This window comes from Neobacillus sp. 204 (assembly GCF_046562815.1).
Classification (GTDB): Bacteria; Bacillota; Bacilli; order Bacillales; family Cytobacillaceae; genus Neobacillus.
The window spans coordinates 1-12,672 of sequence record NZ_JBJORY010000025.1 but is presented as its reverse complement, the minus strand read 5'-3'; the positions used below and the strand labels follow the sequence as shown (position 1 = coordinate 12,672).

15 protein-coding genes are annotated in these 12,672 nt (G+C 39.4%); 1 reads left to right on the top strand and 14 read right to left on the bottom strand.

Features of this window, described 5'->3' with window-relative positions:
- Positions 1–59: 59 nt before the first annotated feature.
- The 3 genes from ACJ004_RS28545 to metG all read right to left on the bottom strand — a co-directional run bounded on the left by ACJ004_RS28545 (position 60) and on the right by metG (position 4,581).
- Positions 60–1,244, bottom strand: a complete 1,185-nt coding sequence (locus ACJ004_RS28545) for a ubiquitin-like domain-containing protein (protein ID WP_410896465.1) — start codon at positions 1,242–1,244, stop codon at positions 60–62.
- A gap of 236 nt (positions 1,245–1,480) precedes the next feature.
- A complete protein-coding gene (locus ACJ004_RS28540) occupies positions 1,481–2,248 on the bottom strand; it encodes a TatD family hydrolase (RefSeq protein WP_410896500.1) in 768 nt (255 codons plus the stop codon).
- A 377-nt stretch (positions 2,249–2,625) separates the two neighbouring features.
- Positions 2,626–4,581, bottom strand: a complete 1,956-nt coding sequence (gene metG, locus ACJ004_RS28535) for a methionine--tRNA ligase (RefSeq protein ID WP_410896464.1) — start codon at positions 4,579–4,581, stop codon at positions 2,626–2,628.
- A 483-nt stretch (positions 4,582–5,064) separates the two neighbouring features.
- Between metG and abrB the strand changes: the two genes are divergently transcribed.
- Entirely contained in the window at positions 5,065–5,349 is a 285-nt protein-coding gene (gene abrB / locus ACJ004_RS28530; protein WP_088084915.1) for a transition state genes transcriptional regulator AbrB, read from the top strand.
- A gap of 55 nt (positions 5,350–5,404) precedes the next feature.
- Here abrB and rsmI read toward each other — a convergent pair whose 3' ends face one another.
- The 11 genes from rsmI to ACJ004_RS28475 form a co-directional block, all read right to left on the bottom strand.
- Entirely contained in the window at positions 5,405–6,277 is an 873-nt protein-coding gene (gene rsmI / locus ACJ004_RS28525; RefSeq protein WP_410896499.1) for a 16S rRNA (cytidine(1402)-2'-O)-methyltransferase, read from the bottom strand.
- Positions 6,255–6,545: a GIY-YIG nuclease family protein gene (locus ACJ004_RS28520; protein ID WP_410896463.1), complete on the bottom strand. Its 291-nt coding sequence runs from the start codon at positions 6,543–6,545 to the stop codon at positions 6,255–6,257. The genes rsmI and ACJ004_RS28520 overlap by 23 nt, the downstream gene beginning before the upstream one ends.
- Positions 6,532–7,275 carry a tRNA1(Val) (adenine(37)-N6)-methyltransferase gene (locus ACJ004_RS28515; protein WP_410896462.1) on the bottom strand — a complete coding sequence of 248 codons (744 nt, stop codon included), beginning with the start codon at positions 7,273–7,275 and terminating at the stop codon, positions 6,532–6,534. The genes ACJ004_RS28520 and ACJ004_RS28515 overlap by 14 nt, the downstream gene beginning before the upstream one ends.
- Positions 7,276–7,335: 60 nt before the next feature.
- A complete protein-coding gene (gene yabA / locus ACJ004_RS28510; RefSeq protein WP_410896461.1) occupies positions 7,336–7,707 on the bottom strand; it encodes a DNA replication initiation control protein YabA in 372 nt (123 codons plus the stop codon).
- Positions 7,708–7,720: 13 nt separating this feature from the next.
- Positions 7,721–8,548, bottom strand: a complete 828-nt coding sequence (locus tag ACJ004_RS28505; RefSeq protein WP_410896460.1) for a PSP1 domain-containing protein — start codon at positions 8,546–8,548, stop codon at positions 7,721–7,723.
- Positions 8,541–9,548 (bottom strand): DNA polymerase III subunit delta', encoded by a 1,008-nt coding sequence (holB, locus tag ACJ004_RS28500; RefSeq protein ID WP_410896459.1) that lies wholly within the window; start codon positions 9,546–9,548, stop codon positions 8,541–8,543. Before holB ends, ACJ004_RS28505 begins: the two co-directional genes overlap by 8 nt.
- Before the next feature lie 47 nt (positions 9,549–9,595).
- Entirely contained in the window at positions 9,596–9,925 is a 330-nt protein-coding gene (locus ACJ004_RS28495) for a cyclic-di-AMP receptor (protein ID WP_088084908.1), read from the bottom strand.
- A gap of 111 nt (positions 9,926–10,036) precedes the next feature.
- The gene (gene tmk, locus ACJ004_RS28490; protein ID WP_410896458.1) at positions 10,037–10,672 is read right to left on the bottom strand and encodes a dTMP kinase; all 636 of its coding nucleotides are present in this window, start codon (positions 10,670–10,672) and stop codon (positions 10,037–10,039) included.
- A 33-nt stretch (positions 10,673–10,705) separates the two neighbouring features.
- Entirely contained in the window at positions 10,706–12,145 is a 1,440-nt protein-coding gene (locus tag ACJ004_RS28485; protein WP_410896457.1) for an aminotransferase class I/II-fold pyridoxal phosphate-dependent enzyme, read from the bottom strand.
- Positions 12,146–12,244: 99 nt separating this feature from the next.
- Positions 12,245–12,463 (bottom strand): sigma factor G inhibitor Gin, encoded by a 219-nt coding sequence (locus ACJ004_RS28480; RefSeq protein ID WP_410896456.1) that lies wholly within the window; start codon positions 12,461–12,463, stop codon positions 12,245–12,247.
- Positions 12,426–12,672 (bottom strand): hypothetical protein (locus tag ACJ004_RS28475; protein ID WP_410896504.1); only part of this gene is annotated, 247 nt, incomplete at its 5' end. The genes ACJ004_RS28475 and ACJ004_RS28480, both read right to left, overlap by 38 nt.

Here is a 12,672-nt window from a genome sequence, read left to right as displayed (position 1 = left end):
TATAAAGAAATTTACGAAAAAAGCAAAATGCAGAGGATAGGACCCCTGCATTAAGAAACTTAATCTAAAATTTTTATTTTAACTTTTTTACGCCCCCAGCGGTAGCAATCCTGATTGGATGGCATGAATAAATCAACGATATATCCCTTGATTGCGCCTCCTGTGTCAGCTGCTACAGCATAACCATAACCTTCAACATATACCTTTGAACCAAGTGGAATCACTCTTGGATCAACGGCGATTACCTTCATGTTCGGGTTCGCACGGAGATTCAGTCCGGTAGCTGTTCTACCTGAACACCCATTGCAATACGCAGTATAGGCAGTTGCAGTCACATAAAACTCTTTTCCCGGCTCATCTGCAGCACCACGGGAAACTTGTATTGATAAATCCTTCGTTCCGACAGCCACAACTTTATCTTGTTTCTCTGCAACCTTCTGCTCACTAATTAATTTTCTTGAGACTTCTTCGCCGTTTTCCAGCAGGACTTCATACTGTTTAGAAACGAGGCCTTTTTTACCACTGGTAATGGTTTTTTCCTTGCCCTTTTCTAAGCTTTCATCCTTCTTGGTCACCACAGCAAATTGAATCGGTTCTTCCACTACATCGGTGACTTTTTCTACTCGAATGACGTTAACAACACCATTCTTAGCAATGGTTTCTGTTAATGACGGTTCAACTCGGTCTAGTTTATTTAGCTTAATGCCCTGTTGTGATAAAAAGTCAGCGACCGTAGCCGAAGTGGTCCAAACTTGTTGCATCTTACCGCCGTCAACATATGTAAGATGAAACGCTTTTTTAATTCCAATTTTCATCTTATCTTGTATTGCCGCTTGCGGTCTAGGTGAGATTTGATCATGTTTGCTCAAAACAATTTTCTGCTCTTTTAGGAGTCCAGCTACTGATCCTGCTGTCGTCCAGATCGTTTTCTTCTCGTTGTCCTTGACAATGTGAACCTGTTTAGCTTGCTTCCATACGACCATAAGGTGATCCTTCACCTTTGAATTCGCCTTCGGTTGCAAATAGTCTTGTGAGCGAATGGATACATTCATTTCATCAAATAATTCTTTGACTGTATCCGCATGTGTCTTTACGACCTTTTGCTGATTGTTAAGAGTGATGGCAACAGTTTTCTTCGACCCTTCATAATAAAGAATTCCAAGAGATGTTAACAAAACTACGAAACTAGCAAAAGCAATGGTCAATGTCTTCCGGCTCAAAGACTGGGGGAACAGGTTTTTCATGGTTTTGAATACGATGAAAAACGCCTCCTTCTCTTAGAGAGATTAACGAACCATGCTGTCGGCTGTTCATTCCTTGCATACTCTGCGAGGGTATTTCTAATTATGCACAAAGTAAGAATATTTGCAAAGAGAAACTTCTCGACACGGTTATCCTATGTAGAAAAGGAGACTTGTAGAACTTTTTGTTTTCATTAAATTTTAAGACAAGCTTCCACTGACTTCGACAAATTCCCCTATCATTTTATGGCGAATAATTTTTTAGCATTTCGTGTCGTTGCTTCCGCTACTTCTTCAAAAGTCAACCCTTTTATTTCGGCAATTTGCTCAGCTACTAGTTTTACATAACTAGGCTCATTTCTTTTCCCACGGTAAGGATGGGGAGCTAAATAGGGGCAATCCGTTTCTATTAAAAGTTTATCTAAGGGTACTTCGGCCGCCACTTCTTTCGGCTTTCTGGCATTTTTAAAGGTCACAGGGCCGCCTAAAGAAATATAGAAGTTCATTTTTATACATTCCTTCGCCACTTCAGGACTGCCGCTAAAACAGTGCATAATCCCGCCTACTTCTTCAGCGCCTTCTTCCTTCAAAATTTCCACTATATCTGCGGTTGCCTCGCGATTATGTATAACAATCGGCAGCTTCACCTTTTTAGCCAATCTGATTTGTTTCCGGAAAACCTCCTTTTGAATATCCTTAGGAGATTTATCCCAATGGTAATCCAAGCCCATTTCACCAATAGCGACAACTTTGGGGTGGGCTGTTAATTCCTCTATCCAGACTAAGTCTTCTTCTGTCATATCAATTGCGTCAACAGGATGCCAGCCAACACAGGCATAGATAAAATCGTAGTTTTCGGCTAATTCCATCGCCCGCTCTATGGTTGGTCGATCAAATCCGACAACAACCATATGGCTGACTTCCTCGTGTTTGGCCCTTTCAATCACTTCTTCTAAGTCTTCGTTATACTGATTATCATTTAAATGTGCATGCGTGTCGAATAGCATGGTAAGCAAGAACCTCTTTTCTTTTTTTTTCTCTAAATTGTGCACTTACAACCTCTCAATGTCAAAATATAAAATAAAAAAAGGGAAATATCCCGAAAATTGTTTCACGTGGAACAACCAAAAGCGGAGGCGCCTTGTTCAGGGAAAAAAGTAGTTCATTTTTTCCTAGGGGCGACAGGCATAAGACGAGCCGGCATGAAGGTTGCCTTTTACCTTCAGGACGGATTGGCTTATGACCCGAGCCCCTAGGCGCTGGAGCTAGACACAACGAAAAGCGAAAGCGCCCGTTTAGTGGCGTATTACCCACTGCCTATTGGTGCTGGAGCTAGCCATCCCCAAACGAAAAGCGCCTTTATCAGGCGCCTTTTGTTACATGATTATTTTACTTTTGCTCCATTTGCTAATGTTTGATCGACTGTTGCCAGGGAAAGTTGGCCATCTTTGGAACCAGCTAAGATCATGCCCTGTGACAATTCGCCGCGCAGTTTTACTGGTTTCAAATTAGTAATACAAATGACCTTGCGGCCGACTAATTCTTCAGGCTTATAGTATTGAGCAATTCCTGAAACAACCTGACGCTGTTCATAGCCTAAATCAAGTTGAAGTTTAAGAAGTTTATCTGCCTTTTTAATCGGCTCCGCTTGAATAACTTCAGCTACACGTAAATCAATTTTCATGAAATCATCTATAGCAATTTCATCAATTTCTTCCGGTTTTTCTTCCTTCTTTTCTTCGACTACTGGAGCAGAACCTTGCATTTTTGTCTTAATGAACTCTACTTCTTCTGCAATCTCAAGCCTTGGGAAGATCGGTGCTGCCTTCTCTACCTTTGTTCCGCTTGGAATCATACCAAAATCAGCAAGGCTTTCCCATGCTTTTAGAGATTCCTCCTGAATACCTAGTTGTGCAAAGATGGAATTCGGCGTGCGTGTTAGGAACGGTTGTAATAAAATCGCAATTCTCCGTAATGATTCAGCAAGATGGACCATTACACTTGCAAGCTCCCCTTTATTCGCCTCTTCCTTGGCTAAGACCCAAGGTTTTGTTTCATCAATATATTTATTCGAACGGCTGACTAATTGCCAAATCGCGGTTAACGCAACAGAGAATTCCATCTTCTCCATTGCTTCCTCATACTTATTAACTGTCTCTTGGTTAACTTGGAGCAGCGATGCATCAAATTCAGCAACTGAACCAGTGTAATCAGGAATCATGCCGTTAAAATACTTTTCGATCATTGCGACCGTACGATTAAGAAGATTTCCTAAATCATTGGCTAAATCAAAGTTGATACGTTCAACAAATCCTTCTGGTGTAAAAACGCCATCTGCCCCAAACGGCACTTCTCTTAAGAGATAATAGCGAAGAGCATCGAGACCATAGCGGTCAATTAAAGTGACAGGGTCAACGACATTCCCCTTTGATTTGGACATTTTACCATCCTTCATCAACAACCAGCCATGAGCAAATACCTTTTTAGGAAGCGGTATATCCAGCGCCATTAACATAATTGGCCAATAAATGGTGTGGAAGCGGACAATTTCCTTACTCATAAGGTGAACATCAGCTGGCCAGTAATTTAAATACTTAGAATCATTTTCTGTGCCATAACCTAGCGCTGTAATATAGTTTGATAGGGCATCAATCCAAACATAAATAACATGCTTTGGATTTCCTGGCACTTTAATTCCCCAATCAAATGTAGTTCTCGATACAGCTAAGTCCTCTAGACCAGGTTTGATAAAGTTATTGATCATCTCATTTTTCCGGGATTCCGGCTGGATGAAATCAGGGTTTTCCTCATAGTACTGCAATAGGCGATCAACATACTTACTCATTCTAAAAAAGTATGACTCTTCCTTTACTTTTTCGACCGAACGACCACAATCAGGACAATTTCCATCCACTAGCTGACGGTCAGTATAAAAGGATTCACACGGTGTACAATACCAGCCTTCATATTGATCGAGATAAATATCCCCTTGCTCAAGCAGTCTCGCAAACATCTTTTCGACAACTTGTTTATGTCTTTCATCCGTGGTCCGGATAAAATCATCATAGGAAATATCAAGCCTTTTCCAGAGTTCTTTAATTCCATCAACAATTTCATCAACATATTGCTGCGGAGTAATTCCCGCCTCCTCTGCCTTCCGTTGAATCTTCTGTCCATGCTCATCCGTCCCAGTTAAGTACATAACATCATAGCCGCGCATCCGCTTATAACGAGCCATTGCATCACCAGCAACCGTGGTATAAGCATGCCCAATATGTAAATTTCCGCTTGGATAGTAAATCGGTGTTGTCAGGTAAAAAGTCTTTAATTTATTCTCCATTTGTATCCCTCCAATAGTTGGCGAGCGCACAACCCTATTAAACCAGTATTGCCTCTTTTTTCCCGTCTCTATCATCAAAATATACCTAAAAATCAACTTTTGTGCAAGAAGTCCCAATTTGAAAAGCTTCCATTAATTATAGATTATTTCCTGTTACACCCACAAAATCTTTATGACCTTCGAAATATGTATAGTTAAATAGTATCAAAATATGCTGGAATTTGTCGAATAATATCGGGACGATCAATTGAGCTACTAAAATTACAATAGTAATAATAATCGTCAAATATAGGTAATGTTCAGATAAGACGTGGCCAAATCAACAATTATCACAATTGAAACATTTTACTGTTATTTTTCAAAATAAAATAATTGACGGATATGGGAATTTCTTGTATTATTAAGGTATGAAAAATTTGTCGAATAATGACGAATAAATAGATAGAGAAAATTATGTTTATAATATGAGAGGAGCTAGTAAAAATGAAATCTACAGGTATCGTTCGTAAAGTTGATGAGTTAGGCCGTGTGGTTATTCCAATCGAATTAAGACGTACTCTTGGTATCGCTGAAAAAGACGCTCTTGAAATTTATGTTGATGATGAGCGTATCATCTTAAAGAAATACAAGCCAAATATGACTTGCCAAGTTACAGGTGAAGTATCTGATGATAATTTAACTCTTGCTGGCGGTAAATTGATTCTAAGCCGTGAAGGTGCAGAACAATTACTTCAAGAAATTCAAAACAACTTTGAATTAGTAAAATAATAAAAATCTCCAGCACTTTTGCTGGAGATTTTATTTTATTTACATAACTGCTGTATTATTCGACATGATAGGCCTGATACACATCTCTTTTATTCATATCACGGTCCTTCGCAGTTTGTTTAATTGCTTCCTTCGAAGGAAGACTTTTTTCGGAAATATAATGATTTACATGTTCTTCGAGCGTTAAATTCTGCCACCACCTTGGTGCTTCCTCCTGTTGTTGATCCGTCCCCTCAACAATCAAGCAAAACTCCCCGCGGATTTCATCCTGTTGGGTCCAAGCTATTACTTCTTCTATTGTCCCTCGAATAAATTCTTCATACTTCTTCGTTAATTCCCTGCAAATAGCCACATTCCTGTTACCAAGCACATCCAACATGACTGCTAAAGTTTCCTTTAGCCGGTGCGGCGATTCATAGAAGATTAACGTGGCCGACTGCCACTTTAAGCTTTCCAATTCCGTCCGCTTCTCTTTCTTGTTTCGATTCAGAAATCCATAGAAGTAAAAAGGCTGGCATGGTAATCCTGAGGCAATTAATGATGTCAGCGCTGCGTTTGCACCTGGCAAGGGAACAACTGTCACCTTTTCCTGGGTAGCAGCTAGCACCAACTCATAACCTGGGTCAGAGATTGCTGGCATTCCCGCATCACTGACAAGGGCAATTTTTAACCCTTCCTTTACTTTTTGAATTAATTTATCGCCGCTTGTTTCTTTATTGTGTTCGTGATAGCTGACCACAGGTGTTCCAATCTCAAAGTAATTGCACAGCTTTTTTGTATTTCTTGTATCTTCTGCAGCAATCAAGTCTGCCTCTTTTAATAACCGAATCGCTCGAAAACTCATGTCTTCTAAATTCCCAATTGGTGTAGGAATAAGATATAAAATCCCTTTTGTTGCTTCATTCTCAAAACTCTTTTGCTGCCACATCATTACTATCATCCTTTTCACGACTTAAAAACTCAATTTTTTTATTTCTTGTTAGTCGCTTAAAATTATATTCTGCCCGGAGCGCTTCACCTTTATTTTCATAACATTGATAGTATGTAAGTTCTACTGGTCCGCGGCCCCGTGTATACTTGGCCCCTTTTCCTTCATTATGCATCTTAATCCGGCGTTCTAGATTATTCGTATAGCCACCATACAAACTGCCATCTTTACAGGTAAGTACATAAAAGAAGTGTTCATTTTTCCCCATATAAGATCTCTTTTATCTCTGCAGTGTATTCATTGTCTTCATTATAAACAAATAGCGGCGGGAGAATTTTTAAATCTGGACTGCCATCCTTGATTGCCTCAATCAAGAGGGTATTCGCCTCTTTTCCCTTTTTAGGGTAGACAAATTGAATTCGTTTTGGTTCAAGCCGGTATTCTCTCATTAGCGTAATGATATCAAGTAGTCGCCCCGGACGATGAACAAATGCCACCTTTCCACCCTGTTTAACCAATTGACTCGAGGCCTTGACAGCATCCTCTAATGTACAAAGAATTTCATGGCGAGCAATCGCTAGATGTTCATTAGGATTCATTTCTTCTTTCGATGATGTTGTGAAATAGGGTGGATTACAAGTGACGACATCAAATTTCCCATAGCCCAGCTGTTTTGGAATCTCCTTGATATCACCGTGAATCATTTGCAGTCGCTGTTCAAGACCATTATATTCAATGCTCCTTACTGCCATATCGTACAGTCGTTCCTGTATTTCAACACCAGTAATTTGTCCCTTCGTCCGTGCACTTAAAAATAAGGGAATCACGCCATTCCCGCTGCATAAGTCAATGAGGTTCCCTTTTTGAATGGGAACATAGACAAATCTTGCTAACAAGACGGCGTCAAGGGAAAAAGCAAATACAGATGGGCTCTGAATGATCCTTAAGTTTTCCGCTAGTAAATAATCAAGCCGTTCATCATCTTTCAAATTCACCAAAGTATCCATCCTCCAGCTATATGTATGAAAATAGAGGCTGATTTTGTCAGCCTCTTAAGGTTATTTCTTATTAAGAAAGGAAAGGCAGAATAAACAATCGCCTTCCTTGCGTAAACTTCCAAAATGGAGGTTACAAATATGAAAACCTTCTTGATATAAACGGGCAAGGTTATCATATCCTTCCCCTACATCAAATGGCTTTACACCAGACGTCTCGGGTACGGCTGTCCCTTTTTTGTTCTCTGTTACTTTCTTTTCCACTTCGGTCGTTACATCTAAACGGCGTCTCAAATGCTCATTTTCAAGCTTTAAATAATGATTCTCTTCTAGTATTTCGGCTAAATGCTGCTTTAATTCTCCTAGCTTTTGGTAAAGATGGCCAATTTGTGTTTCCATATTACTCACTGATTCAAATATTTCTTTTTTATCCACGTCTTCCACCTCGTTAATCTGTGGATTGTATAGAAAAGGCACCTTCTTTATTAATTTCCTCCAAGGTATACTCCAGAACGCGTTCCTGTTCCTTTAGTTCAACCTGTAGTACCCGCTCTAATATATTTAATCCTACTACTTTTCCTTTACCTTGCGGTGTTTCAATGACTTCCCCTAAATCCGGCAGCAAGGCTTTAGCAGATTCATATTGATCATTTTCATATTTTAAACAGCACATCAGTCTGCCGCATAATCCAGATATTTTTGTAGGATTTAAAGATAAGTTTTGGTCTTTTGCCATTTTAATCGAAACGGGGTCAAAATCCCCTAAGAAGGTGGAACAGCACAACATTCTTCCACACGGACCAATCCCGCCAAGCATTTTCGCTTCATCACGGACACCAATCTGGCGTAATTCAATTCTCGTCCGAAAAATAGCTGCTAAATCCTTCACAAGTTCACGGAAATCAACTCTTCCATCAGCTGTAAAATAGAAGATTACCTTGTTTCGATCAAATGTATATTCAACATCGACTAGTTTCATATCCAGTTGATGCTCATTAACTTTTTCATTACAAACCTCATACGCTTCTTTTGCGGCTTGCTTATTCTCCTCAACAATCATTTTATCTTTCGGGTCGGCAATTCTAACCACTTTTTTGAGTGGAAGGACTACATCATGCTCCTCAACCTGTTTGCGAGCGATTACTGCCTTCCCATACTCCACTCCACGAACAGTCTCGACAATCACAAAGTCGTCTTTTTCAATGGAGAGGTCCCCTGGATCAAAATAATAGATTTTCCCCGCCTTTTTAAAGCGTACTCCTACAACATCATACAAATGAAGATCCCTCCTGCAATTTTAACACAAGCTGTTCCATCATCAGCTGAGGATTCATATTCCTCTCCAGCTTCCTCTTTGCATCAAGGATAGCTGACATTTGATCCGATATCCGCCGTCCAGATGTTTGCAGGGCAAATTGTTGCAGCCGTTCGCTTTCCTCTCGAAAAACAATCTGCTCCTGCCTATCTAATTGTATATATAGTAAATCCTTAAAAATAAGAAGTAAAAGGTCTAAACCACGATGAATCTGTTCTTTCTCTTTAAAGTGTGAAAACCAGTCAGCTTGAAGCGTTACCATAGCTTCTAACGGATTTTTTTTCAACACCTCATATAATTTTACCACTATTTTTTGGGCTTGTGCAAACCATTCATCGACATTTAATTTTTGTGCTTCATCTAAACTGTTGGTTAATTGAGCCAGCAACGGAGCCTTTTGCGGCTGCACACCGTTTTCCACCAATTGTTTAATCATCACTTGGGGTGATAATGGATGAAATGTTAGTATTTGGCACCTAGAAAGGATAGTTGGCAAAATCTTTTGCGGCTGTTCTGTTAACAGAAACGCAACCGTCCCTGGGTTTGGTTCCTCTAAAAATTTTAGTAAACTATTGGACGCACTGACACTCATTTTATCCGCATGAACAAGCAAATAAACTTTTTTCAAAGATTCTAATCCCTTTTTTGAAAACTCCACTTGCAGGTGTCTGATTTGGTCGACCTTAATCGATAATCCCTCCGGCTCAACAATATGGACATCAGGATGGTTACCATGATTGATTCGCCGGCAATTGTTGCATTCCTCACAAGGTCTATATTCATCAATGATTGCTTCGCAAAATAGGGACTTTGTCAGTAATAACGCAATTTCCCGCTTCCCGGTCCCTCTGATGCCCTCAAGAAGGTATGCATGGGCCACTCGATTTTTCACTAAACTGTTTTTTAACATTTTTAACACAGTTGGCTGAAGCTCTTCTAGTTGCTCCCATGATTTTCCCAAGTTCATCACTCACTAACTTTATTATAATAACGGATCTATTGTTTATTTTAAAAATGCATATATTGTTCGATAGGAAGGACGAATACGGTTGCACCGCCAACCTCGACTTCAACCGGATAGGGTACATAGGAGTCTGCATTCCCACCCATTGGTGAAACAGGGGCAACTAACTGTTCTCTGGACCTGCAGTTATCCTTAATTATCTGGAGGGCCCGGTCAACGCGAATATCCTCAGTACCAATCATAAAGGTCGTGTTGCCTGACTTTAGAAATCCACCTGTACTAGCTAATTTGGTTGCCCTAAAATTATTATCTACTAGTGCTTTTGACAATCGGTTACTATCTTGGTCCTGTACGACAGCTATGATAAGTTTCATCCAAACCACCCTCTCTTTTTTTCTAAAACTAGTTTTGTTTCCTATATTATAACAGGTAACCGTGTTCCTTACATTCTGGAATGACAGAATCTTTTAGGATAAAAAAAAGCCCTACAGTGAAGGCTTCCTTTGTGCTAATGTTTCTTCAATAATTTTTAATGTTTCCTTAAAAACACTTTCCACTGTCCCTGAAGCATCAATACTTCGGAATCGCTCGGGAAAACGTTTGATTAATAGTTGGTATCCAGCTCTCACCTTTTGGTGGAATTCCAGGTTTTCTAAATCTAAACGATTAATTTCTCGGCCTTTATTTTTGTTAATTCGCTTTAACCCTAACTCTGATTCAATATCAAAGTAGATGGTTAGTTCTGGCATTAAGTTCTCAATCGCAAATTGATTAATTGCAAACACCTCATCAATTCCTAAGCCGCGCGCATAGCCTTGGTAAGCGAGGGAACTATCAACAAATCGGTCACACAACACGATTTTCCCCTCAGCTAATGCTGGTTTTACTTTTTCAATCAAATGCTGCCTTCTTGCGGCGGCGTAGAGCAATGCCTCTGTCCGGGGGTCCATGGCGGTATTGCCTTTGTCTAAAATAACTGCACGGATTTGCTCCGCAATATCAATTCCACCTGGTTCTCTAGTTAATAGAACGTCACTCAGCTGTTCCGCCACCATATTAATAATGGTTGTCTTTCCCGCACCATCCGGGCCCTCAAATGTTATAAATATACCGCTATTCATCTAAAACAAACCTCCAAAACTGTATAATCTCTCTTATGTTGTAATAAACGTTTTTATCATCTTATCTTTTAATAAGGAGCCCCCTTGAAACCTTGCTCCCGATTTTAATAGAAGGGTAAGTTGGCTAAGCTTATTTTTTGTTATCCTCTCACCCTTTAACAGTAGGGGAATACCTGGTGGATAAGGAATAATCGTTTCGGCACTTACTTCCTTTAGTGCGCTTAAAATAGGGACTGCTTTTATCTCTAACTTCTCCATTTCTTTAAAAGTGACTGCTAAAGACGATATTTTCTGCCCAGCCAACTCGAATTCCTCATGCCGATTGATGGATGGTAATCCAGCTAGTGACTCTTTTATTTTCAACATGGTTTCTTCTAAGGGGAAGCCTTGTCCGTCCTTAAGTAATGGAAGAATAAAGAGTAGATTATGTGGGTCGGCTAATTCTGTATAAATTGCTCCCTCTTCCAGTTTCCTTTGGAGTTCATATCCATTTAATTGGCAACGAGACTGAATCGTTATCTTCAGAGGATCTCCGTTAGCGTTAGGATAGTCAAGCACCTTAATAGCTGGAATCTCCGCCAACTCGGACTTAAAACGGTCGATTTCAGTTAATAGAAATGTTAGATCTTTTTGATTATATGTACCTAGATAATTCCTTGCCAAATCCAAGGATGCCATAATCGGATAGGACGGACTGCTTGATTGGAGCATAACTAGATATTCCTTTACCCTATGCTGATTAATTAAATCGCTATTAATATGTAAATAGGACCCCATTGTCATCGCTGGAAGGATCTTATGGGCGGACTGAACCACAATATCAGCGCCCAATTGAAGGGCTGAAGGCGGAAAAGGATCACCAAGGATAAAATGCGGCCCATGTGCCTCATCAATTAAGACAGGGATATGATGATGATGTGCTTCATTTATTATTTCTAGTAATTCAAATCCCATTCCATAGTAGTTCGGATAGGTCAGAATAAGCGCCTTCACATCAGGATATAATTTGATAGATTCTCTGACGGTGTCTAGATGGATTCCAGAGGGAACTTTCCATTCCTGGTTAAATTCAGGCTCTAGAAAAATGGGATCCGCTTTTGCTAAGCTTAGACCATTTAAAATAGACTTATGACAATTCCTTTGAACAAGAACCTTCGATCCTTCCTCACAGGATGCCATAATCATTGCAAGATTACCAACGGTTGAACCATTAACAAGAAAATAACTTTTTCTCGTCTGATAAAGATCGGCTAAAAGGACCTCCGCCTCTAATATCGCTCCTTCGGGTGAGTGTAAATCATCTAACCCTGATAATTCAGTAGCATCCATTTGGAACACTTGCTTAAAATAAGTATGTGCTTCAGCTTGGAGTACTTCTCCATATTTATGTCCAGGGACATGAAAGGAAACTGGCCTTTTGTTTACGTGTTCGGTTAAGACATCAAATAATGGTGTTTTTAATTGATTTTTCATTTGTTTACTTCCTTCTAAGAGTCTCATTTATTCTAACAAAAATTGATTCTCATTCCTATTTGATTGTATATTTGCAAAAAAAAAGTCCGATGAGGACTTTTATGAAAAAATTTCTGGGGTCGTTATTTTTTTCAGCTGTTTAAGAAAATATTTATATTTTGGATCCGTGGTATCTGTTTGTATTAAATCATTTTCGCATTCTGTACAAATAAAAGAATTATATAGATGTATGCCTTTTGGTTTTAAATTCTCACAAATAACGCAGATTTCCTGGTGATATTTATGTGCTAAAAATGAACTCAATCCCTCCACCTCCATACATCCATTCTGCCCGGAATTTTTTATTTGTATACAATTTTTCGAATACTCTTTTTCCCATCATCCTAATTAATATAGTATGTAACAGTTCACGATTGGGTGTATGTCTATTCGCAATTTCTTTGAAAACATTTCGTACTTTTTTACTATTGTTTTTGTCCTTACTAATAAAAAACAAAAAAACAACCTTTTCAGGTTGTCTTTGATGT

Coding starts and splice junctions, on each gene's coding strand:
- ACJ004_RS28545 (WP_410896465.1), bottom strand. CDS start 1,244: ATGAAAAACCTGTTCCCCCAGTCTTTGAGCCGGAAGACATTGACCATT.
- ACJ004_RS28495 (WP_088084908.1), bottom strand. CDS start 9,925: ATGAAACTTATCATAGCTGTCGTACAGGACCAAGATAGTAACCGATTG.
- tmk (WP_410896458.1), bottom strand. CDS start 10,672: ATGAATAGCGGTATATTTATAACATTTGAGGGCCCGGATGGTGCGGGA.
- ACJ004_RS28520 (WP_410896463.1), bottom strand. CDS start 6,545: ATGGGGAAAAATGAACACTTCTTTTATGTACTTACCTGTAAAGATGGC.
- ACJ004_RS28485 (WP_410896457.1), bottom strand. CDS start 12,145: ATGAAAAATCAATTAAAAACACCATTATTTGATGTCTTAACCGAACAC.
- rsmI (WP_410896499.1), bottom strand. CDS start 6,277: ATGTGGCAGCAAAAGAGTTTTGAGAATGAAGCAACAAAAGGGATTTTA.
- abrB (WP_088084915.1), top strand. CDS start 5,065: ATGAAATCTACAGGTATCGTTCGTAAAGTTGATGAGTTAGGCCGTGTG.
- ACJ004_RS28480 (WP_410896456.1), bottom strand. CDS start 12,463: ATGGAGGTGGAGGGATTGAGTTCATTTTTAGCACATAAATATCACCAG.
- metG (WP_410896464.1), bottom strand. CDS start 4,581: ATGGAGAATAAATTAAAGACTTTTTACCTGACAACACCGATTTACTAT.
- ACJ004_RS28540 (WP_410896500.1), bottom strand. CDS start 2,248: ATGCTATTCGACACGCATGCACATTTAAATGATAATCAGTATAACGAA.